Genomic DNA, 21,508 nt, shown 5'->3' with positions numbered 1-21,508 from the left:
TAGGTCGTGTCGTCAAAGTCCCGTCTGGCTGGCGGGGTCTGGCACGCACGCTCGCCGCGTTGTCGTCGGTCACCGACGCTCCGCGTCGATTCCCTCCTCCGCCTTGCGATCGCACGCACCAGACCCCGCCAGCCCCGCCCTTCGGGCGGCCGACGCTACTTTGACGACACTCCCTAGGGCGCCTCTTCCGCTGTGGACGACGACCCGCAGGACGTCAGCCGTGCCTCGCGCCAGGCCTGCGGAGGGATGCCGAACGCGCTCTTACTCGGTGGACCGGGAAGATCCGGGAGTCACGGGCTGCAAGCCCCGCCCGGCCATGACGGGCGATCGAGGCCCTCCCACTCCCTCCGGAGCATGGCGTACACCAGGTCGTCGCGCCATGCCCCCTTGAAGAACTCCGTACCGATGAAACGGGCCTCCCGGCGCATGCCCAGGCGTTCGAGGAGTGCGGCGGAGGCGGTGTTGTCCGCATGGCAGCGCCCGATCACCCGGTGCAGCCCCAGTACGTCGAACCCCAGGCCCAGAACGGCGCGCGCGGCCTCGGTGGCGAAGCCCTTGCCCTGCCGGGCGGGGTGGAAGACACACCCGAGCTCGCCCTGGCGGTGTTCCGCGCTGAGCAGGACCAGCTCGACCTGCCCGACGACCGTCCCCGTGCCCGGTTCGACGACCGCCAGACTGAGGCAGTCACCGTCCGCGGCCAGCCCGGCCTCCCGGGCCATCTGCTCCACCGCCACCCGGACCTCCTCCGGACCGCGCGGCTCCCACCGCATGAAGCGGGCGACGTCGGGCCGGCGCTGGTAGTCGCGGACGTCCCCGGTGTCCTCGGGCCGGAACGGACGGAGCGTCAGCCGGGCGGTGGCGATGGGGGATTCGATGCGCAGCACCGGGCGACTGTACCCGGGCCGCTCCGCCGCCCGGTCGGCCGGTACCCGCGCCGGGCACCGGATCCGAACGCACGCGCCGCCTGCCGCCGGCCTGAGCGTCCTGGGCCCAGACCCGATGCGGACCCGCGAGAATCACCTCGTGAGTACACCAGCACACCCCCAGCGGATCATCGGACGCGGCGTCAGCACCCTCATCCCGCAGAGCGCCACCGATCAGGCCATGGCCGCGCTCACCGGGTTGGACACCGTACCCGTGCACGTAGGGCTCCTCCAGGCAGCAGCCCTACTGCTGGAAGACGCCGCCCGGACGGCCGCCGACGAGGCGACGAAGGCCGCCATGGCCAAGACGGCGGGGATGCTGCGCTCCGCCATGTAGAAGCTCATGTCGTGTCCATCCGGCACAGGCAGGTCACAGCCGCCAGTACGTGCCCGCACGGGAATCCACGTGCACCACGTGTCGGCCGACGCGCACCACGTGGTGCCCCGGGCCGGACCAGGAGCCGGCGGGCCCGTCGGCGCCGGGCAGCGGGTCCCAGATCTCCAGGAAGGTACTGCCGTCCGGGTTGGTGCCCCACTCGACGAGATGATCACCCTCCCACCGGAAGGCGCCGACGTCTTCGCCGGGCTCGCCCGTGAGGTGGTGGAAGTGCACCCGGGAACCGTCGAAGGACGTCGTACCCGCGAAGCCCCGACTGTCGGCGTAGTACGGGCCGGCCTGCAGCCACACCGCTTCACGTTCCGCGAGGAGGGGTCCGCCGTTGCGGCTGATGCCGCGCCGCAGCCAGGCACCGTGCTCGGGCACCGGCACGCCGGGGCCGTCCGGGAAGCGGAGCTCCGGCCCAGGCTCAGGCGCGGTCATCGGTGGCCGGGTCGTCCACGGCCAGAAGCGTCAGCGGTACGTTGCCGCGCACTGCCTGCGAGTACGGGCAGACCGCGTCCGCCCGGTGCAGCAGGGGCTGGAGGTCCGCAGCCCGCCACCCCGGCAGGCTGACGGTGAGGGCCACCGCGAGGCCGTAGCCCGCGGGCGTGTCCGTGGTGCCGAGCTGCACCTCGCAGGCGACGCGCGCGGCCGAGGCGTCCGCCCCGAACTCGGCGGCGACCTCCGCGAGCGCCGAGGTGAAGCAGGCGGCGAAACCGGCCGCGAACAGCTGCTCGGGGTTGGTGGTGCCGGGCACCTTCTTGCGCGGCGGGGCGAGGCGGACGTCCAGGCGCCCGTCGTCCGTACGGACGGATCCCGTACGGCCCCCGGCGGCATGCGCGGTCGTCCGGTACAGGCTGCGGGTGAGTGGCACGGTCATGGCGTTCGGCCCATCTTGCTCGACGAGGAGGCTGCCCGGGTGCGGACAGCGTACGGCGCTGCTCGTGCAGCACCTCGCGCGTCGTCGTGCGTAACCGGGTACGGCGCATCTCGTCCGGGGCCGTGAATCCGACCGCCCGACAAACTAGCAACGGAGCCGGCCGACCGGGGCCCGCCCCACGGTGACGTTCCTCACCCGCCCCCGGCCTCGCGGGGATCCGGAGGATCGGGGACAGGTCATCGAGCCGACGGACAGGAGCCGTCGAGGACGAGATCGGCTGCCGCGTCTCCCCGGCAGCCGACGCGGCCGTCATTCCTACCAGGTGACCGGCAGGGCCACCGGTCCGCGGATGAGGACGTCCCTCTGCCAGGCCACGTGACCCGGATCGATGGCCAGCCGCAGGTCGGGGAGGCGGGTGATGAGGGTGGTCAGCAGCATTTCGGCTTCCATGCGGGCCAGCGAGGGTGCCACGCAGTGGTGGGGGCCGTAGCCGAAGGCCAGGTGGGACGGGCCTTTGCGGTCGATGTCGATCCGGTGTGGCGCGGGGTAGCACCGTTCGTCCCAGTTCGCCGCCACGTACGAGACGTAGACGGCCTCGCCGCGCCGGATCAGGACGCCTCCCACTTCGACGTCCTCGGTGGCGATGCGGGCTTGTCCCACGCCGTGCTTGTGGGGGATCCAGCGCAGCAGTTCCTCCACGGCCGCTGGTACGGCGTGCGGGTCGGACCGCAGCCGGCGCATCAGGCTGTCGTCTGTCAGCAGGAGGTAGACCATGTTGGAGGTGTGGTTGCGTACCGCGTGCCAGCCGTTGATCCCCATCAGCGTGGCCAGGGCGAGGAGTTCTTCTTCCTCGATCCTGCCGCTTTCGACTGCGGCTCCCAGCTCGCTGACGAGGTCGTCCTGCGGTTGGAGCCGGCGTGCGCGGGCCAGTTCACGAAAGCAGGCGCGTGCTTCTTCCTTGGCCTGCCGGGCGCGCTCGACTCCCGCCTCGTCTTTCGCCCGGGTCAGGATGGTGTCCGCCCACGTGCGCAGGCGCGGCCGGTCGGCCTCCGGCACACCCAGCACAGTGCCGATGACATGCATGGGGAAGGGGGAGGTCACGTGCTGGACGAGGTCGGCGGGCGGTCCGGCCGCGACCATCGCGTCGATGTGCTCGTCGAGTACGGCCTGGGTGCGAGGGCGCAGGGCTGCCAGACCGAAGCGATTGAACGCCGAGGAGACCACGGAGCGGACGCGCGTGTGGTCGGGCGGGTCGACGAAGCTGACCGCGCGGTCCAGCGGAACGAGGTACCTGTTCATGCTGGGCAGCGGCCGGCCGACGATGTCGCGACTGAACCGGCGATCGGAGGTGACGAACCGGACGGCGTCGTGCCGTGTCGCCAGCCAGCACTCGCCGGGGGCTCCGTGCGGCAGTCGGATCCGGATGACCGGTCCGGCCTGCAGCGCCTCGCGGAGAAACGGGTCGAAGTCGAGCGCAGCCAAGTCCGACGCCTCGTACAAGGGGGCGGTGCCGTCGTGCATCACCGGCTCCTCTCCGGCTCGTCATGGCGCAGCGGGGTGAGCTGCTCGATGTCGTAGCGCCGGCGCAGCGCGGCGATGGCCCCGTGGTCCACGGGCCCGCCGCAGGAAAGGATCTCCAGGAGTTCCTCGAAATAGCGCTCGTGGTCCGGGGGCGGGGAGGACTGGAAGAACATCCGGGCCGGGACGCCGGTGGGGTTGGCGAAGGCGTGCGGACAGCCGGGCGGAACCAGGATGACCGTCCCGGGCGTGGCGCGGACCACCCGTTCACCCTTCGGCGACCGCCATCCCCGCCAACCGTCCGGGGTGCGCACGAGCGGCTCGAAGGCGAGAACGTCGAGTTCACCCTCAAGGACGTAGAACAGCTCTTCGCTGCGCGCGTGGACGTGCGCGCCGACGTCGAAGCCCGGTGGCACGAGCACCTCGAAGCTCGACGCGAGGCGCGACTGCGCGCCGGTCACCTTGAACGTCACGTGCTGGGCGGCGGCACGAAGGGTACGGCCTTCGCCGGGGGGCACGATCAGACCGGCCTCCGCCGTTGGGGTGGCGGCGGGGGAGTATCCGGTCATCGGGCTTCCTTCTGCAAGGGTCACGGCGTACGGCTCCAGCGGCCCAGCGCCATCTCGGCCGTGATGCCGGGGCCGAACCCGGCGAGAAGGCCACGCGCCTGGTCGGCGGCGCCCCCCTCGTCGAACAGTCGGCGTAACGCGTCCAGTACGACGGCGCTCGCGATGTTCCCGTACTCGGTGAGCGTGGCCCGGCTGTGGCGGAACGCCTCCGGCTTGACGTCGAGGAAGGTGCCCAGGTCGTCGAGGATCCGCGGCCCACCGGCATGCACGATGTAGAAGTCGAGGTCTGCGGCATCCCAGCCGTGCCCGTCGGCGAGGCTGCGCAGTGCAGGGGCGAGCGGCTCCATGGTGCCGGGCACACGCTTGTCCAGCAGGAAGTGGAAGCCGGTGGCCCGTACGTCGTATGCGATCCAGTCCTCCGTCCCCGGGACGAGGTACGAGCCGTTGCGCTCCAGGCGGATGCCGTGGCCACCCGTCCCGCGGACGACCGCGGCGGCCACCCCGTCGCCGAACAGGCCATTGGACAGCAGTGACCCGATACCGATGTCGGTGGGCTGATAGCACAGTGAGCAGAACTCGCATGCCACGATCAGCGCGTTCGCCTCCGGATAGGCCGTGCAGAAGTCATGTGCACGGTTGATCGCGGCCCCACCCGCCGCGCAGCCCAGCTGAGCGATCGGCAACTGCCGTGTAGTGGAGGGGAATCCCATCGTATTGATCAGCCAGGCCGTGAGCGAAGGCATCATGAACCCGGTGCAGGACACGTAGATGATCACATCGATCTCCGCGGCCGTCAGCTCGCCGTCCTCCAGCGCGCGCCGGACGACCAGCGGGACACGGGCCTTCGCCTCCGCCGCATACAACCTGTTGCGCTCCCCGAAGCCGGGGTGCGCGAGGGTCTCACCGACCGGTTGTACGAGATGCCGGGTCCGCACCCCGGTGTTTTCGATCAGACGTAACGCGAGGCCCAGCTGGGGGTGGCCGGCATGACGCGAGCGTGCGAGCTCGAGTGTCTCCTCCATGGTGATGACGTATTCCGGAACGGACACGGCCGGCCGACACAACGTCGCCATACAACACCCTTACCCCACCGGCACGAGAGCGCCTTCGTTGACCCGGACGCCTCCTTAACGATCAACATTCGTGCTGGTCACCCATTTGCACCGGCGGGTCGTATAAGCGGGTGGACGATCTGGGTGACGGGGTGGGCTGCCCCGCGGTGCAGGCCGCGGTCCGGGTCCCAGTGGACCAGGGAGGCGGCGGGCACCCGCCGAAGGCCTTGACCGGCTGGTCGCGGCCTTCACCGCAGCCGGCCTCGCCGACCGCCTGGACCTGGGTGACCGGGACTGACCAACCCTGGCCAGAGGCTGCGCCTCCTGGACGGGGACCACGGCGTGCGCGGACCCGCACGCGCTTGTCACGCTCCTACGCGGAAGCAGGCTGAGGCCCGATCCGTACGGGCCTCAGCCTGCTTCCGTTCTGTGTAGGGGTGTTTCCGCCCAGGCGGTACCGGCACCCGGGCCGTGCCGTGTCGGTCAGAATCCGCAGGGCGTTCGCGCGTCCTGGAAGCGCTCCGGGTGCCGCCGCCGGTACTCGACCAGGGACTGGGCCACTGCGGCGCCTTCGCCCACGGCGGCGCCGACCCGCTTGACCGATCCGGACCGTACGTCGCCCACGGCGAACACGCCGGGCCGGCTGGTCTCCATCGGCAGCGCGGCCGGGCCGGCTCCGCCGCTGCCGGTCAGGACGTACCCGCGGTCGTCGAGGCTCAGGGTGCCGCCGAGCCACTCGGTCGACGGGCGGCCGCCGATCAGGACGTACAGGCAGTGCGCGGCGACGGTTCGCTCGTCGCCCTGGCGGTCCCGCAGCCTGAGTCCGTTGAGGGTGGACCCACCGAGGCAGCCGGCCACTTCGGTGCCCAGCAGGACCTTCAGGCCCGGGGTCCGCTCGATGCGCTGTTCCAGGTAGCTCGACATGGAGGCACTGAGGTCCGTGCCCCGGACCAGCAAGGTGACGGAGCGGGCGTAGCGCGCGAAGTAGAGGGCGGCCTGTCCGGCGGAGTTGCCCGCGCCCACCATGTACACGTCCTCCCCGGCCGTCGACGGGGCGTCGGACAGGCAAGACCCGTAGTACACACCGGAGTTGAGGAGACGGTCGACCCCGGGAGCCGTCAGCCGGTTCCAGTCCACGCCGGTGGCGACCACCACCGCGGCAGCGGTCACCGAGGCCGTCTCATCGGTGCCGGCCTTGACGAACTCGACGGTATGGCCGCCCGTGTCGATCGGGGTCACCCGACTGGCCACCCGGGTGGGCTGCCACTCGACGCGGGCCCTGCGCGCCTGTTGCAAGGCGCGCTGGGCCAGGTCACCACCCGTCAGCCCGACCGGAAATCCGAGGTAGTTCTCGATCCGCGAGGTCGATCCCGCCTGCCCGCCGGGCGCGTCGTCCTCGATGACGACCACGCTCATGCCCTCCGCGGCGGCGTACACCGCCGCGGACAGGCCTCCGGGGCCACCACCGATCACCGCGACGTCGTAGTGGTCCTGCTCGGCCGGCCGGATGAGGCCGAGCCGCTCGGCCAACTCGCTGATCGAGGGGTCCACCATCTCGGTGCCGTCGCCGAGCCGGACGGTGACCGGGGCCTCCCGCACGTCCTCGTCGGGCAGCCACCGGAAGAGCACGCCGCTGCGGCCGAGGAAGTCGCGTACCGCGTACGCGGCGGGGGAGAAGCGGCTGCCGCGCACCTCGGCGGTGGACAGATCCCCGTGGCAGTCGGCATTCCACGTGCACAGGGAGTCGTCGAGCGCGTCCCGAAGGTGCTCGGACGGGCTCTCGTCGCCCCGGACCGCCCCGGAACGGGCGCCGGGCACGGCGGCGGAGTGCCCCGCCAGCGACAGCCAGCGCACGCCGGGATGCGCGGCACCGGGGCCGGGGGCCTCATCGGCGAGCACGGCGGCGACGGGTACCTTCCGGTCGGCCAGCGACGCCAGCGCCCGGACCACCTCCGCCGGTCCTCCGACCTGCAGCACACGGAACGACGTCCGGTACCAGCTCTGCACCAGCTCGGCCGTCTCGTGCCGGCGGAGCGGATCGGAGTCGGAGAGAACGATCACCGGCAGTGCGGCATCGGCCATCAAGAGGTCCTCCAGGTAGGTCTCGGGGGATCGGCTTCCCCCTGCGGTCAACGAGCGGGGGCGCGATACGCATCGGCTCACGAAGGGCCACTGCGGGCGCGCGGGGCACAGGGGGGCGCGCGGGCCCCCCTGCGCGCTGCTCAGAGACGGCCGAAGAACTGGTTCCCGCGTGCCGAATGCTTCTCGCTCGTGTAGTACTCCTTCATCGCGGAGCTGATCTCGTCACGGCTCAACTGCCCGTCACCGTCGACGTCCAGCTGGTTGAAGGCCTCGTCGAAGGTCTCCCGGGGCAGGCGGAACATGCCGTGGAGCAGAGAGGTGTACTCCTCGCGCGTCAGCATGCCGTCGCCATCGCGGTCACCGAGCTCGGTCCAGGCGTTGCTCATGTTCCGGATCCGTTCCCAGATCCTGTTCTGGTCCGTGACGATCCGTGCTCGGAACGCCGACCGGAACTCCTGCCGGTCGACGGCTCCGTCGTCGTTCTTGTCCATCTTGTGGAAGACGGTGTCCCAGAGGTCCGCCAGCGAATTCCGGAGTCCGGCCACAGCGTCCGGGGCGTAGCCGAGCGACTCGGCGAGCCTGTCCGAGAGACCGATGACGTCCGACTTCTGAAGTCGCCCGTCGCGGTCCGAGTCGAACACGTCGAACGCCCGCTCCAGCTTGATGTCCAGAAGGCTCACAGCACCATCCATTCGCTCCGCGTAGTCACACCATTACGGTGTGAGGCGGGGCTCAGGAAACCACACGCCCCGGCCCTCGCGCATGCAAAGACCGGGGCGACTGAGCCTTCCGGGTGAAGGCCTGTCGCCCCGGCGCGAAGGCGGGGTTCTCCTGCCCGGCTACCGCGACGCCGCAACCGCGGCGGGCGAGCGGTGCGACGGGGTGTCGGACCCGAGCGCCCCGAGGATGTCCTCCATCCTCTGCTTGGCGTCGCCGAAGAGCATCTGGGTGTTGTCGCGGTAGAAGAGAGGGTTGGGAACGCCCGCGTATCCGGTTGCCATCGAGCGCTTGAAGACGACGACGTTCTCCGCCTCCCACACCCGCAGGACCGGCATACCGGCGATCGGGCTGCCCGGGTCTTCGGAGGCAGCCGGGTTGACGGTGTCGTTGGCGCCGATGACGAGCACGACGGTGGTGCCGGAGAGTTCGTCATTGATCTCGTCCATTTCCAGGACGATGTCGTACGGTACCTTCGCCTCCGCCAGCAGCACGTTCATGTGCCCCGGCAGCCGCCCGGCCACGGGGTGGATCCCGAAGCGCACGTCCACCCCTCGCTCGCGCAGCTTGCGGGTCAGCTCGGCGACCGGGTACTGGGCCTGCGCGACGGCCATTCCGTAGCCCGGAGCGATCACGACGGACGAGGCGTTCGCGAGCAGTTCGGCGGTGGCTTCGGCGGTGATCTCCTGGTGCTCACCGAGGTCGGTGTCGTCGCTCGCGGTGGCCTCGACACCGAAGCCGCCCGCGATCACGGAGATGAACGAGCGGTTCATCGCCTGGCACATGATGTAGGAGAGGTACGCGCCGGAGGAGCCGACCAGCGCTCCGGTGACGATGAGCAGGTTGTTGTTCAGCAGGAACCCGGACGCTGCCGCGGCCCAGCCGGAGTAGCTGTTGAGCATCGACACCACGACCGGCATGTCGCCGCCGCCGATCGAGGCGACCAGGTGCACTCCGAGGGCGAGCGCCACCGCGGTGACCGCGATGAGCAGACCGAGGCTCGGGCTGATGACGAAGAAGACGGTCATGACCGCGAACGCGACGAGGGCCCCGAGGTTGATCAGGTTCTTGCCGGGCAGCACCAGCGGGCTGGACTTGATGCGCGCCGACAGCTTCAGGTAGGCGATGATCGATCCGCTGAAGGTGACGGCGCCGATGAATATCCCGATGAACACTTCGGCGTGGTGGATGCCGAGCAGGTCCTGAGCCACCGCGACATGCCCGGGACCCTCCGCCTCGACCTCGAAGTAGCCGTTCCAGCCGACGAGTACGGCGGCCAGGCCGACGAAGCTGTGCAGGATGGCGATGAGCTCGGGCATACCGGTCATCTCGACGACCCGGGCACGCCAGATCCCGATGCCCGCGCCGATCAGCACGGCGACGACGAGCAGGGTCAGCCCCGTCGCGGCGATGCTGCGCGAGGCCAGGCCGATGGTGGCGGCGAGGGCGATCGCCATGCCGGAGATGCCGAACACCAGCCCCGAACGGGAGCTTTCGTGCCGTGAGAGCCCGGCGAGGCTGAGGATGAACAGGAGTGCGGCGACGATGTAGGCGGCCTGCGCGGCCGTGGCGGCAGTCATGTGGGTTCAGCCTCTCGAGAACATGGCGAGCATGCGGCGGGTGACCGCGAATCCGCCGAAAATGTTGATGCTGGCCAGCAGGATCGCGGCGAACGACAGCACGGTGATCGTGGTGTCCGCACGGCCGATCTGCAGGAGGGCGCCCACGACGACGATCCCGGAGATGGCGTTCGTGACCGACATGAGTGGCGTGTGCAGGGCGTGGTGGACCTTGCCGATGACGTAGTAGCCGACGACGATCGCGAGGACGAAGACGGTGAAGTTGCCGATCAGCTGGGACGGGGAGAACGCGGTCAGCAGGAAGAGCCCGGCCATCCCGGCACCGGCGAGCGCGTACTTCGCCGCCGCGGACATGGGCTTCTTGGCAGGCGCGACCGGCTTCACGGCCACCGGTGCCTGCGCCACCGGAGCGGCGGACACCTGTACGGGCGGCGGCGGCCAGGTCGTCACGCCGTCACGCACGACGGTCATGGACCGCTGTACCACGTCTTCGAAGTCGATCCGGTGCTGGCCGTCCTTGGCCGGCGTGAGCAGCTTCATCAGGTTGACGAGGTTCGTGCCGTACAGCTGCGATGCCTGGGCCGGCAGCCGGCTGGGCAGGTCGGTGTAACCGATGATCGTGACACCGTTCTCGGTGACGACCACTTCTCCCGCGACGGTGCCGGCGACGTTCCCGCCCTGAGCCGCGGCCATGTCGACGATCACGCTGCCGGGCCGCATGCTCGCGACGTCCTGCGCGGTGAGCAGCTTCGGCGCCGGGCGTCCGGGTATGAGCGCGGTGGTGATGACGATGTCGACGTCGGCGGCCTGCTCGCTGTAGATCTCCGCGGCCCGACGGTCGTACTCCTGCGAGGTCGCCTTGGCGTACCCGTCGGTGCTGGCCGCCTGTTCCACCTCTACGCCGAGGAACTCGCCGCCGAGCGAACGGACCTGCTCCGCCACCTCCGGGCGCGGATCGGTGGCGCGGACGATCGCGCCGAGGCTGCTGGCGGCGCCGACGGCGGCGAGTCCCGCCACGCCGGCGCCCGCGACGAGCACCTTCGCCGGTGGAACCTTTCCGGCCGCGGTCACCTGGCCGGTGAAGAACCGGCCGAACACGTGGGCCGCCTCGATGACCGCGCGGTAGCCGGCGATGTTGGCCATGGAGCTGAGCACGTCCAAGGACTGGGCCCGCGAGATCCGCGGGACGGCGTCCATGGCGAGCACCGTGATCGGACGCCGCGCGAGCTCCTCGATCAGGTCGGGGTTGTGCGCCGGGCCGATCAGGCTGACCAGCGTCGCCCCGTCGGCCAGACTCCGGATCTCCTCGCCGGACGGCGCGTTGACCTTCAGTACGACGTCGGCGCTCCAGGCGTCACCGACCTTCGCGCTCTGCGCCACGTACGCGTCGTCGGAGAAGCCGGAGGCCGTACCCGCTCCCGACTCGACGACGACCTCGTAGCCCAGCGCGACCAACTGGCGCACGGTCGCGGGCGTGGCCGCCACACGCGTCTCTCCCGGGCTTGTCTCGGCTGCGACACCGATCCGCTGCGGTGCGGCATGACCCATGGTTCTACCTCCCTTGTGATTGAACGTGAATGTGGAACGGAGCCGACAGCGGCTGCAGTCCGAGGTCGCGGCCGGTCAGTTCCTTCGTGACCGCGTTCGAGCCCGCCCAGATCTTGGCCACGCGGACCTCGATCCGGGCACGTGAGACCCGGTACTCCGTCATGTATCCGCGCCCGCCGAAGACCTGGACGCAGAAGTCGATGACCTTCAGCGTGTTGAACCCGAGCGTCTCACTATTCTGTCTTGCTAAGTACCAGTAGTCAGCGTTACGGTGTACTGGTATTCAACAACGCTGAATAGCTCAGGGGGGAGGTGTTTCATGACCAAGCTCCAGACGGAGATGCTCAAGGGCACGCTGGAGGGCATCATCCTCGCGTCCCTGTCCGGCCGGCCCGCCTACGGCTACGAGATCACGGCGCGGCTGCGAGAGCAGGGTTTCTCCGACATCGCCGAAGGGACCATCTACGCGCTGCTCCTCAGGATCGAGAAGCGCGGTCTCGTCGACGTGGAGAAGGTCCCCTCCGAGAAGGGGCCGCCACGCAAGGTGCACTCCCTCAACGCGCAGGGACGGGAGTACCTCGAAGAGTTCTGGAGGGCGTGGAGCTTCCTCACGGAACGACTGGAACAGCTCCGCGAAGGGGGTAAGTGACCATGTCCGAGGGCGAGAAGACCGGCTTCATCGCGAAGATGATCGGGCCCAAGAAGCGCTGGAGGGCGTACAAGGCGCGCGTCAAGGAGCTTCCCGAGGACCACCGCACGGCGGTCGAAGCGATCGAGCGGTACCTGATGCACTTCGTGCCGACCGACGCCGACAGCAATGCGGCGATGTTCGAAGACCTCGCTGACCTGTTCGAACAGGCGGTGGCGGACGGAACGCCGATCCGCGCGATCGTCGGAGAGGACCCGCTGGAGTTCGTCGACGCGTTCGCCCAGAACTACTCCGAGGGCGGCTACGTCCCCGCCCGCGCCCGGAAGCAGCTGACCGACGACATCGAGCGTGCAGCCGGCAACGAGACCGGAAAAGACGACACGACGGTCTGATCACGCGTCAGCACGTCCCGCTCTCGCCGCATGCCCGCGGCACCGTCGAGACCGACCAATGCGTCCAAGGAGATTCACGATGGGAAACGGCAACAACGGCTTATCCGCAGCAGGGCTGCGCCGCCTGCGCGAGGTACTGGAACGGCATGTGGAGTCCAAGAAGATCCCCGGACTCGTCGCCCTGGTCGGCCGGGGCGAGGAGACCCATGTCGAAGCGATCGGGACGATGCGCCATGACGGCGGCGCACCGATGCGCCGGGACACCATCTTCCGGATGGCCTCGACGACCAAGCCGGTCGCGGTCGCCGCGACCATGGTCCTGCTGGACGAGTGCCGGCTGCGACTTGACGACCCGATAGACCAGTGGCTGCCGGAACTGGCCGACCGGCGCGTACTCAAGCGGCCCGACAGCCCGCTGGACGACACCGTGCCGGCGCGCCGTCCGATCACCGTTCGGGACCTGCTCACCTCCACCTGCGGGCTCGGGCTGGACACGACGGCGATGGGCTCCCCGATGATGAGCGCCTACTTCGAGCGGAAGGTCTACGGCGAGAACGGGTGGATGCTGCCGGCAGTCGAGCCGGACGAGTGGATGCGCCGCCTGGGCACGCTTCCGCTGATGTACCAGCCCGGAGAGCGGTGGCTGTACAACGTCAGCGACGACGTGCTCGGGGTGCTGGTGGCCAGGGTCACCGGCCAGTCGTTCGAGGAGTTCCTGCGAGAGCGCATCTTCGATCCGCTGGGGATGAAGGACACCGGGTTCCACGTGTCCGCCGACAAGATTCACCGGCTGCCGCCCCTGTACGCCCCCGATCCGCAGACCGGAGAGTTCCACGTGGAGGACCAAGCCGAAGGGGGACACCACAGCAAGCCTCCGGCGTTCCAGTCCGCCGGCGGCGGACTCGACTCGACCGTCGACGACTACCACGCCTACTTCCGGATGCTGCTCAACCACGGGAAACACGGCACCGAACGGATCCTGTCCCGGCCGGCCGTCGAGCTGATGACCACCAACCGTCTCACGCCCGAGCAGACCGCCGCCCTTCAGGCCTGGGCGCGCAGCGTCGTCCATCTGTCACACGGTCAGGGGCAGACCGGTGGCTGGGGATTCGGTATGACGGTGCGCACCTACCGAGGCGACTACGCGCCCATCGGCCAGTTCGGCTGGGACGGCGGAGCCGGCACCACGACCTACGCCGACCCGCACAACCAGCTCGTCGGCATTCTGCTCACCCAGACCGGGATGTCCACTCCGGACTCGGCGCGGGCCATGCAGGACTTCTGGACCACCCTCTACCAGGCGATCGACGACTGAGCTGCTTACCTGGCCGAGGTCGGTCCGGCAGAAGACCTCGGCCAGGCTCCGCCCTTCTACGCCTCCACGGTCTGTGGTGTCCAGTTCGGATCGCGCCCGCTCAGCCCGACCGCCCGGTCGAGCAGCGGGGCGTCGTCCGGTACGGGTACGACGGCTCCGAAGGCGCCCCCGCCGCGTCCCTCGTCCTCGGCGGCTCGCAGCAGGAACGCGTGCGAGGCGCGCAGCGCGGCGTCGTCGGGTGTGTACTTCCGGCCGGTGGCCCTGGCCAGGTCCCAGCCGTGGATGACCAGTTCGTCGGCAGCGACCGTGACCGCGATCTCGGCGGGGAGGTCCACGCCTCCCGCACGGGTCATACCGGTCCAGGCGGCCGGTTCCCTCCAGGCTTCCGACATTTCGCCGAGGGCCCGGGGCAGTTCCTCGCGCCAGTCGGCGGGCAGGGAGGGGGTGGTGGAACCGGGGGGCGTGTCCGTCGTGGAGCCCAGGTCCTTGCGGGCGGCATCGCGGAACGCGACGGCGAGGCCGGTGAGGTGGCCGAGCAGTTCGCGCACCGTGTATCCGGGGCAGGGCGTCCGGTCGGCGAGCGCCGCGTCGGGGACGTCCGTCGCGAGCCGGGCCACGAGCCGGGCCTGTGGGCCGAGGTCGACAGCCGTCGTGTCGGTCATCTGCCGCTCCCTCCGGGTACTGGGTCTGAACGGTAGAGCGGTGATGAAGCCGGGACTCATCGCCACACGGGCCCGACATCTCACGTAAGCACAACGGCGTACAGTGCCCGCGCTACGCCTTCGGCAGCACGGGGCCGACGACCCGACGCTCCTACGCAAACAGGCAGACACCTCCGGACACCGTCGCGCTCGCGATCGGCCCGAACCTCCATCTGATCGTCCTCCACACCGTCGGCAGCCCAGGTGGGGCTCGGGCTCGGAAGTGCAGGCGCTCTCGCGCTCGCGGTATGTGCGGCCACCGCGGCGAAAGGGGCCGGGCTGGCCGCACGCAGCCCGATCATCCGATACCACGGAGGAGACCGGCCACAGGAGTTCCGCGCCTATCTGCGCGCCGTGACCAACATCGGCATCTCCCTGGGCGCAGTGCTGGCGGGCTGGGCCGTAGAGGTCGGCACCCACCATGCCCACCAACTCCTCGTCATCGGGAACGCGGTCGCCTTCGCCGCCTCCGCGGCCATCGTGTTTCGCCTGCGCCCGGTCAAGCCCGAGCCGGCCGTGCGCGGCTCGCGCTGGATCGCGCTGCGTGACCGGCCCTACCTCGCCCTTACGGTCCTTGACGGCATCATGGCCATCCAGTTCAAGCTGCTCACCGTCGCCGTACCCCTCTGGCTGATCACGGCTGATCACGGCTGATCTCGCTGTCCGCCGACATTCCTGCCTGGGCTGCCGCGACCCTCCTGCCGGCCGGAGTCACCGTCCACACGATCGGTGAACTGTGCCATTCCGCCGCCGGGTTCGAGATCTCCTTCGCCCTTGCGCCCAAGCGGGCCACCGGCCAGTACCTGGGCGTCTTCGGCCTCGGCGCCGGCCTGGCCGAGGCCGTCGGGCCCGCGCTGCTCATCTACCTGTGCATTACGTGGGGCCGCCCCGGCTGGTACGTCGTGGGAGCACTGTTCGCTCTGACAGGCCTGGCCGCCCCGCTCGCCGTCCGCTGGGCCGAGCGCCAACGGCAGGGCAGGCAGCCGCATCCCGAGAGGGCGGAGAAGCAGGTGGCCGCCTGAGGGCCACGGCTGCGTAATCCCAAGCGGCGGACGCTACGCGCGCTGGGCGAGACGCTCGCGCGGTGCCAGCGGAACCTCGGCCCACACCTGCTTGCCGCTGCTGAGCGGTACCGAGCCCCACGACGCCGTCGTCGCCTCGACGATGAGGATCCCGCGGCCCCCGGTCGCCGACCAGTCCACGTCCGTGGGTTTGACCGGGCTGCGGGGCGAGGCGTCGTTCACGGCGATCCGCAGCCGGTCCGCGGTCAGCGTCAGATCCAGCTGCACCTCTCCCTGCGTATGGGCGATCGCATTGGTGACCAGCTCGGAGACCACCAGCAGGGCGACGTCGAGTTCCTCCTCCACACCCCACGAGCGCAGCGCGCGTGCGGCGAAACGGCGAGCGTGCTGGACGGCGTTGGGGAGCCGCCAGACGGTCCAGTTCGTCCGCATCGGCCGGACGAGGGTGCCGTCGTAGCGCAAGAGCAGCAGCGCCACGTCGTCGTCCCGCCGATTGACGCCCGAGAGCAGTTCGTCGGCCACCATCCCCGGGTCGGACGGGTCCGCCGTGGCCAGTACGTCGCACACCCGGCGCATGCCGTCCTCCAGAAGGAGGTTGGACGACTCGACCATGCCGTCCGTCAGCAGGGCCAGCACCGTCCCCGGGACCAGGCCGACCTCCGTCATGGGGAATTCGGCGTCCGTGACCACTCCCAGGGGCGGTCCGCCCTCGACCTTGAACTCGTCGGTGCTGCCGTCCGGGTAGCGCAGGATCGGCTGCAAGTGGCCGGCGCGGACGAACCAGGCGATGCCCTCCTCCATGTCCAGGTCCACGTACAGACAGGTGGCGAACAGGTCCGTCTCCATGCCGACGAGCAGCCGGTTGGCCCGGGCGATGACCACGTCGGGCGGATGGCGCTCCACCGCGTAGGCCCTCACGGCCGTCCGTATCTGACCCATGATGGTCGCGGCTCCGGCGCTGTGTCCCTGCACATCGCCGATGACGAGCGCCACGTGGCCGTCGTTGAGCGGGATGACGTCGTACCAGTCGCCGCCCACTTCGAGCCCCACCGTCGCGGGCAGATACCGGGCGACGGCCATCCCGCCGGGCAGTGAGGGCAGTTTCCGCGGCAGCAGGCTGCGCTGGAGCATCGTGGCGAGTTCATGGCCGGCGTCCAGCGCGTGGGCGCGCGTCAGCGCCTGCCCCACCAGCCCCGCGGTGGCGGTCAGCAGCGAGCGCTCCTCCGGCCCGAACCGGTGCTCACCGTCCCACCCCACGAGGCAGACCCCGACCATCCGGCCGTCCGCCGGAAGCGGCAGGACGGCGAGGCCGCCGGGCCCGATCCCCGCGAGAGCCGGTTCGAGGTCCGCACCCGGCGGCCACAGGCTCACATGGCCCTCCCGAAGGGCGTTCTGCAGCGTGGGCAGGTCGTGCATCGAGGCATCCGGCCACTCCGATCGCCACTCCGAACGCCACATACCCGGCCAGGCGCGCGGCTCGGGAGGGTCGAGGACGGTGACCACGAGCCGGTCGGCCTCCACCTCCGCGACCGCCACCCGGGTCGCCTCCAGTGGGTCGCGCAGGGAGTTGACGACGATCTGGCTGACGTCCCTGATGGTCGTCGCGCCGGCCAGCTTGGTGGACAGCCGCTGCACGATGGAGACCTCGTCGGCGCTCGGGCGCAGGTAGGAGGCGTCGGCCACCACGCCGAGGACCCGCACGGGTGTGCCGTCGTCGTCCGTCATCACCCGGCACCGCAGGCCCAGCCAGCGCAGTTCGCCTCCCGGCCTGCGGATGCGGAACGCCAGCTGCTGCGGATCCGTCGTCAGCCTGTCCGGCTCCAGGATGGCCATCAGCGCGGGGATGTCGTCCGGCACGGCACTCGCGAGCAGCATCTCCACGTTGCCGTCGAACTGGTCGGGCGGGATGCCGAGCAGCTCCAGTACGCGCGCGTGCGCCTCCATGCGGCCGGAGTCGAGGTCCAGGATGAACGCGCCGCCCCGGAGCGGCACCAACGTGTGTCCCAGTACGGGGCGCCGGGCCGTGCGCCCGGGCGCGTGGGCGGCCACCGATTCGAGTCCGGCGGCGACCTGGTCGGCGTACAGCTCCAGCAGGCTCCGGCGGTCGCTGCTGAACCCGTCGGGAACCTCGCCGGCGACGATCAGGCAGCCCAGCTCCTGGGCGCCGTGCCCGAGCGGCAGGGCACCGAGCGAGAGTTTGGCCGGCGATGTCCTGACGGAGTCGTCCCGTACCCGGCCGGGGAAGTGGTGCGGGTCCTCCTCGACGTATGCGGCGAGTGCCTTCGGGGTCAGCCACAGCGGGCGACCCGAGCGGTAGGCCTCGGCGGCAGGGGAGTGCCCGTCGACGGAGAGGACCGCGGGCAGTCCGTAGAGCATGGAACGGTTTCCGGTCATCTCGGCCAGATGGAGCTCCTTGCGGCCTTCGGCGAGCACGTAGACAGCGGCCAGCTCAGCCCCGCAGAACGCAAAGCGCTGCCTCGTCACGGTCTGTAACGCCCTCCTGTGCGGGCAGCCACGGTCGACCGCCCTCCCTCCATGCTGTCGCGCCTTGCACCATCGGCGCGAGTCAGGAGCGGACGGAGCTGCGGGCGTGGCCGGATTCCGGTCCTTCCTGCCGGCCGCCGGCGGGTACCCCCAGGACGAGGTCACCGACCGGGGTACGTAGTCTTCAGCCGAGCGGCACGCGGATCCGGATGCGCCCCGCCTCCGTGCAGCTCAGGATGTGTCCCCGCCTCGCCACCGGGATTGCGGCGACGCACGTGCCGTATGAACGCCTTCCCCGACCTGGACGGGCACCGATGACCGTTACCGATCCCGCCGGCTCTCCCGTCCGGCGCCACCGCGCTCTCCTCGTGCCGCTGCTGGCTGCCGTCTCCGCCGGACTGCTGGCCGCCCGTACCGCCTTCGATTCCGACACCTTCCAGCACTGCCACTACCTGGGTCCCTCCACGCGGATGTACGTCACTTCGTGGGCCGGGGTCGCCTGTGGCTTGGGCGCCCTGCTGCTGTACGCCGCCTGGGGCCGTGCTGCGCAGCGTTCCGGGCCGACCGGCGAAGCGGCCTGGCAGCGGTGGCTCGCGGGGGTGTCCGCGCTCCTCACCGTGCCGGTGGTGCTGCTGCTCGTCATGTCGGCCTACTGGCTCTACGCGCCGGATCCGAGTGGCGGGTACGACTGCTCGGGCCTCCACCCCCTCATCCCGTAGGCAGCGGCCCGGCTCGGGGTGGGTCGAGACCCGGCTCACGATGCCAGCCCGCGCGCGGCCTCCTTCAGCAGGGCCAGGAAGGCCAGGGCGGCGGGGGAGGGGGCGCTCCCGCGTCTTCATTGGCCACGCCCGGCTGCGGCCGCCTGTTCCGGGGCGGCCGGCTCGTCATCCGTTTGCCACCGGAAGGGGTTTCAGGCCGCCGGGCGACCCGTCTGCCGGAAGGCCGGGTCGGGGCGGAGCGCGGAGGGCCGGGCGAGGAGGCAGGTGAGGGCACCCAGGAGGAAGCCGTACACGGACACCAGTCCGTGGCCGTTGGACTGGGCGAACCAAATGGCCAGGCCGAGCACGGGAACGCCTGCGGCCAGCAGGGCTTCCTTGCCCCGCTCCCTGCCCCGGGCGGTCCGGATGACGCGCACGAGCAGGGCCGAGGCCAGGGTCGCGCCGAGGAAGTAGGTGGCACCCGAACTGCCTGCGAAGTTGCGCGGGTCGGTGCTGTGCTGCCCACCTGCGCCGACCAGGCCGTCGATGTGCTCGGGCAGGAGGATCCCCGCGAGGAACAGGCCCAGAGTGAGCGGGGCGCCCCAGAACCAGTCGGCCAGCGCGGCGATGACCGCGAGCGTGGCGATGTTCCAGGCCCCGCCGAACAGCCCGCCGTTCTGCATGAACATCGAGGTGACGACCCGCCACCAGCCGGACTTGGCCGGGTCGCTGTCGAAGGTGTCCATCGCACCGGCCCAGCACAGCTGGAGCACCACACCGGTCAGCGCGAGCCCGGTCAGGGCCACCGCCGCCCAGGGGACGCGCCGCCCGCGCAGGGTGTCCTCGCCCAGCAGGGCCAGCCCGCCCTTGAACATCAAAACCATCAGTGCCGCCGTGGTCACGTTGAACACCAGCGCGCCCATCGCCACCACCCCCCTTCAGTCCCCGTGGCTTCCAGCAGGGACGACAATAACCCTCGATGGGTCAAATTCAAACAGTGTTAGAAAATGGAGGTAGGCTGCCCCCGTGAAGCTGACAGTGGAGAGGATCATCGACGCCGGCATGGCGGTGTTCGCCGAAACCGGCTACCACGGACTGTCCATGAGGCGCGTAGCGCAGCGACTCGACGCCCAGGCAGGGAGCCTGTACTACCACGTGCCCAACAAGGGCGCCCTGGTCCAGCTCATGGCGGACCGCGTCGCCCGGCAGGCCTACGACGCGGGCACGACCGCCCTCGACCAGCTGGACCCCGGAGCGGACTGGCGGCAACGGATCGAAGCCCAGCTCGTGACGCTCCGCCACAGCATCCGCCGCCACGCCGGCGGCGCGGTCATGCTCGCCGACAGCCCGAAAGTCCTCAGCCCCGGCGCGTTGTCCTTGATGGAGCGGCTGCTGGAGACCCTGCGCGAGGCAGGGGTACCCGCCGTGCACCGCGGTGTCGCCGCGGACACATTGCTCAGCCATGTCACGGGTTTCGTCCTCCAGGAACAGAGCCAGTCGCCCACCGCGGCCGTCAGCGCCGACGACGCGACTGCCTTGCGGGAGCGCTACCCCATGACCGTCGCAGAGGCCGGCACCCTCACGGAGGACGAGAAGTTCACCCGCAGTGTGCGGCTCCTGTGCGCGGGCGTCGACACGCTCGTCGAGCCGACCCGGAGGTAGGTGAGCGCGGCACCGGCGGACCGCCTGGGTGCACGTCGAAGGCGCGGCCGATCGCGTCCGGACGGCTGCAGGCCGTACGGTCGAGGTGTGGACAACCGTGACAAGGGCCCCGAGTTCTTCACCTCGCGGCGCGCGAAGGGAGGGGCGATGGTGAGCCGGATTCTGGTGACGGGGTCCACGGAGGGTCTTGGCCGGGCCGCGGCGGAATCGCTGCTGCTCAAGGGACATGATGTCGTGCTGCACGCCCGGAACGAGCGGCGCGCGCAGGACGTCCAGGAACTGGTCGACCGCGGAGCGGACCTCGTCGTGGGCGACTTCACCGAGCGGGACGCCGTACGGCGCATCGCCGCCGAGCTGAACGGCCCGAGGCCGCTCGACGCGGTCATCCACAACGTCGGCGTGTACCGGGGCCCGGACGTCATGCCGGTCAACATCATCGCGCCGTACCTGCTCACGGCTCTGCTCCGCGGCCCGCGCCGACTGGTGTATCTGAGCAGCGGCTCGCACTTCGACGGGCGCCCCTCGCTTGCCGGGGTCGACTGGCAGGGGAACGGCCCGGGGTCGTACGCCGACAGCAAGCTGTTCGTCACCACGCTCGCCGCCGCGGTGGCACGTCTGCGTGCCGGCGTGCTGAGCAACGCCGTGGATCCGGGGTGGGTGCCGACCAGGATGGGCGGCCCCCATGCGCCGGACGATCTTGAGCTCGGACACCGCACGCAGGAGTGGCTCGCCGTCGACGATGATCCCGGGGCCCTGACGAGCGGCGGGTACTGGTACCACCGCCGGCTGCGCGAGCCGCACCCTGCTGTCCACGACGAGGCGTTCCAGGACCGGCTCGTGCGGACACTGGCCGAGGAGACGGGCACCGCACTCTGACCGATTCGCATGTGTCCGCGGCGCGATCGGCCTCGTTGCCTCTCGCCTGGCGTGTCGTGCCGCCGACGGGCGTGATCATGAGGCTGCCGTTGGTGTCGTGGTTGTCGGTCAGGGCGATCGGACACGGACACCGCTCGCATGCGGGGCAGGCCGTCCTCGGCGTGCCACGTCTCGAAGTCCGAGTGCCAGTGGAAGCCGCTGCCCCGGTAGCCCGGTTTGATGTCGATGCGGCTCTGGTGGACGTACGCCTCGGAGCCGAGCAGCGAGCGGGCGCGGTCGACGAGACGCGGATCGTGCACAACCGCACGGCGTACACCGGACCGGCGCGGATTCCTCCTGCCCCGGCGGCCCGCCGGGATCCGCCGATCGGGTGATTCGCAATCTTGCGGTGGCGGCCTCGCTGCGGGCGTGTTGTGCGGGTGTTGTCGGCGCCTGCCGGCTGTCGGCCCTCGCGTACCCGT

The 21,508-nt window shown here is 70.4% G+C and carries 23 protein-coding genes, 1 pseudogene and 1 riboswitch; of the genes and pseudogenes, 9 read left to right on the top strand and 15 right to left on the bottom strand.

Going from position 1 to position 21,508, the window contains the following annotated elements; all coding sequences use genetic code 11:
- Window positions 1-290: 290 nt before the first annotated feature.
- On the bottom strand, window positions 291-884 hold the full coding sequence (locus OG509_RS02770; protein ID WP_406179769.1) for a GNAT family N-acetyltransferase: 594 nt from the start codon (window positions 882-884) through the stop codon (window positions 291-293).
- 139 nt (window positions 885-1,023) lie between these two features.
- On the opposite strand from OG509_RS02770, the gene OG509_RS02765 reads away from it, so the two are divergent.
- Window positions 1,024-1,260 (top strand): hypothetical protein, encoded by a 237-nt coding sequence (locus OG509_RS02765; protein ID WP_385578490.1) that lies wholly within the window; start codon window positions 1,024-1,026, stop codon window positions 1,258-1,260.
- Between the two features lie 33 nt (window positions 1,261-1,293).
- Here OG509_RS02765 and OG509_RS02760 read toward each other — a convergent pair whose 3' ends face one another.
- From OG509_RS02760 to OG509_RS02715, 10 genes are all read right to left on the bottom strand, one after another.
- On the bottom strand, window positions 1,294-1,743 hold the full coding sequence (locus tag OG509_RS02760) for a hypothetical protein (protein ID WP_406179767.1): 450 nt from the start codon (window positions 1,741-1,743) through the stop codon (window positions 1,294-1,296).
- On the bottom strand, window positions 1,730-2,182 hold the full coding sequence (locus OG509_RS02755; protein ID WP_266939307.1) for an Ohr family peroxiredoxin: 453 nt from the start codon (window positions 2,180-2,182) through the stop codon (window positions 1,730-1,732). The genes OG509_RS02760 and OG509_RS02755 overlap by 14 nt, the downstream gene beginning before the upstream one ends.
- A gap of 75 nt (window positions 2,183-2,257) precedes the next feature.
- Window positions 2,258-2,321: riboswitch (guanidine-III (ykkC-III) riboswitch) on the bottom strand.
- Between the two features lie 176 nt (window positions 2,322-2,497).
- Complete coding sequence (locus OG509_RS02750) at window positions 2,498-3,703, bottom strand: cytochrome P450 (protein ID WP_406179764.1); 1,206 nt, start codon at window positions 3,701-3,703, stop codon at window positions 2,498-2,500.
- Window positions 3,703-4,269, bottom strand: coding sequence for a cupin domain-containing protein (locus tag OG509_RS02745; RefSeq protein WP_406179762.1), 567 nt, complete (start codon window positions 4,267-4,269; stop codon window positions 3,703-3,705). Before OG509_RS02745 ends, OG509_RS02750 begins: the two co-directional genes overlap by 1 nt.
- Window positions 4,270-4,289: 20 nt before the next feature.
- On the bottom strand, window positions 4,290-5,342 hold the full coding sequence (locus OG509_RS02740) for a type III polyketide synthase (RefSeq protein ID WP_406179760.1): 1,053 nt from the start codon (window positions 5,340-5,342) through the stop codon (window positions 4,290-4,292).
- Window positions 5,343-5,804: 462 nt separating this feature from the next.
- Entirely contained in the window at window positions 5,805-7,403 is a 1,599-nt protein-coding gene (locus tag OG509_RS02735; RefSeq protein ID WP_406179758.1) for an NAD(P)/FAD-dependent oxidoreductase, read from the bottom strand.
- A 140-nt stretch (window positions 7,404-7,543) separates the two neighbouring features.
- Window positions 7,544-8,083, bottom strand: coding sequence for an EF-hand domain-containing protein (locus OG509_RS02730; protein WP_385578507.1), 540 nt, complete (start codon window positions 8,081-8,083; stop codon window positions 7,544-7,546).
- Window positions 8,084-8,242: 159 nt separating this feature from the next.
- On the bottom strand, window positions 8,243-9,700 hold the full coding sequence (gene pntB / locus OG509_RS02725; RefSeq protein WP_406179756.1) for a Re/Si-specific NAD(P)(+) transhydrogenase subunit beta: 1,458 nt from the start codon (window positions 9,698-9,700) through the stop codon (window positions 8,243-8,245).
- Window positions 9,701-9,706: 6 nt separating this feature from the next.
- Window positions 9,707-11,248, bottom strand: a complete 1,542-nt coding sequence (locus OG509_RS02720; protein WP_406179754.1) for a Re/Si-specific NAD(P)(+) transhydrogenase subunit alpha — start codon at window positions 11,246-11,248, stop codon at window positions 9,707-9,709.
- Between the two features lie 4 nt (window positions 11,249-11,252).
- The gene (locus OG509_RS02715) at window positions 11,253-11,450 is read right to left on the bottom strand and encodes an acyl-CoA dehydrogenase family protein (RefSeq protein WP_406187447.1); all 198 of its coding nucleotides are present in this window, start codon (window positions 11,448-11,450) and stop codon (window positions 11,253-11,255) included.
- Window positions 11,451-11,567: 117 nt separating this feature from the next.
- Here OG509_RS02715 and OG509_RS02710 point away from each other — a divergent pair, with 117 nt between their 5' ends.
- The 3 genes from OG509_RS02710 (at window position 11,568) to OG509_RS02700 (ending at window position 13,604) form a co-directional block, all read left to right on the top strand.
- Entirely contained in the window at window positions 11,568-11,897 is a 330-nt protein-coding gene (locus OG509_RS02710) for a PadR family transcriptional regulator (RefSeq protein ID WP_406179753.1), read from the top strand.
- Between the two features lie 2 nt (window positions 11,898-11,899).
- Window positions 11,900-12,289, top strand: a complete 390-nt coding sequence (locus tag OG509_RS02705; protein ID WP_406179752.1) for a DUF1048 domain-containing protein — start codon at window positions 11,900-11,902, stop codon at window positions 12,287-12,289.
- A gap of 79 nt (window positions 12,290-12,368) precedes the next feature.
- A complete protein-coding gene (locus OG509_RS02700; RefSeq protein ID WP_406179750.1) occupies window positions 12,369-13,604 on the top strand; it encodes a serine hydrolase domain-containing protein in 1,236 nt (411 codons plus the stop codon).
- A 56-nt stretch (window positions 13,605-13,660) separates the two neighbouring features.
- Here OG509_RS02700 and OG509_RS02695 read toward each other — a convergent pair whose 3' ends face one another.
- Complete coding sequence (locus OG509_RS02695) at window positions 13,661-14,266, bottom strand: TIGR03086 family metal-binding protein (protein ID WP_406179749.1); 606 nt, start codon at window positions 14,264-14,266, stop codon at window positions 13,661-13,663.
- A 393-nt stretch (window positions 14,267-14,659) separates the two neighbouring features.
- Here OG509_RS02695 and OG509_RS02690 point away from each other — a divergent pair, with 393 nt between their 5' ends.
- Entirely contained in the window at window positions 14,660-14,959 is a 300-nt protein-coding gene (locus tag OG509_RS02690) for a hypothetical protein (RefSeq protein WP_406179747.1), read from the top strand.
- A gap of 401 nt (window positions 14,960-15,360) precedes the next feature.
- On the opposite strand, the gene OG509_RS02685 is transcribed toward OG509_RS02690, so the two are convergent.
- Window positions 15,361-17,811 (bottom strand): SpoIIE family protein phosphatase, encoded by a 2,451-nt coding sequence (locus OG509_RS02685; protein WP_406179745.1) that lies wholly within the window; start codon window positions 17,809-17,811, stop codon window positions 15,361-15,363.
- 314 nt (window positions 17,812-18,125) lie between these two features.
- Between OG509_RS02685 and OG509_RS02680 the strand changes: the two genes are divergently transcribed.
- A complete protein-coding gene (locus OG509_RS02680; protein ID WP_406179743.1) occupies window positions 18,126-18,530 on the top strand; it encodes a hypothetical protein in 405 nt (134 codons plus the stop codon).
- Between the two features lie 191 nt (window positions 18,531-18,721).
- Here OG509_RS02680 and OG509_RS02675 read toward each other — a convergent pair whose 3' ends face one another.
- On the bottom strand, window positions 18,722-19,432 hold the full coding sequence (locus tag OG509_RS02675; RefSeq protein ID WP_406179742.1) for a hypothetical protein: 711 nt from the start codon (window positions 19,430-19,432) through the stop codon (window positions 18,722-18,724).
- Window positions 19,433-19,535: 103 nt separating this feature from the next.
- Here OG509_RS02675 and OG509_RS02670 point away from each other — a divergent pair, with 103 nt between their 5' ends.
- Entirely contained in the window at window positions 19,536-20,171 is a 636-nt protein-coding gene (locus OG509_RS02670) for a TetR/AcrR family transcriptional regulator (RefSeq protein WP_406179740.1), read from the top strand.
- A 150-nt stretch (window positions 20,172-20,321) separates the two neighbouring features.
- Window positions 20,322-21,047, top strand: coding sequence for an SDR family NAD(P)-dependent oxidoreductase (locus tag OG509_RS02665; protein WP_406187446.1), 726 nt, complete (start codon window positions 20,322-20,324; stop codon window positions 21,045-21,047).
- Window positions 21,048-21,114: 67 nt separating this feature from the next.
- Here the strand turns inward: OG509_RS02665 and OG509_RS02660 are convergent.
- Window positions 21,115-21,346, bottom strand: a pseudogene (locus tag OG509_RS02660) (phytanoyl-CoA dioxygenase family protein); the annotation flags it as partial.
- Here OG509_RS02660 and OG509_RS02655 point away from each other — a divergent pair.
- Window positions 21,284-21,421: a hypothetical protein gene (locus tag OG509_RS02655; RefSeq protein WP_406179738.1), complete on the top strand. Its 138-nt coding sequence runs from the start codon at window positions 21,284-21,286 to the stop codon at window positions 21,419-21,421. The pseudogene OG509_RS02660 and the gene OG509_RS02655 sit on opposite strands and share 63 nt — an antisense overlap.
- Window positions 21,422-21,508: the final 87 nt, after the last annotated feature.

This window comes from Streptomyces sp. NBC_01006 (genome assembly GCF_045162725.1).
In the GTDB taxonomy this organism is placed as follows: domain Bacteria; phylum Actinomycetota; class Actinomycetes; order Streptomycetales; family Streptomycetaceae; genus Streptomyces.
The sequence above is the reverse complement of the archived record's forward strand: the minus strand, read 5'-3'. Positions and strand labels throughout refer to the sequence as shown.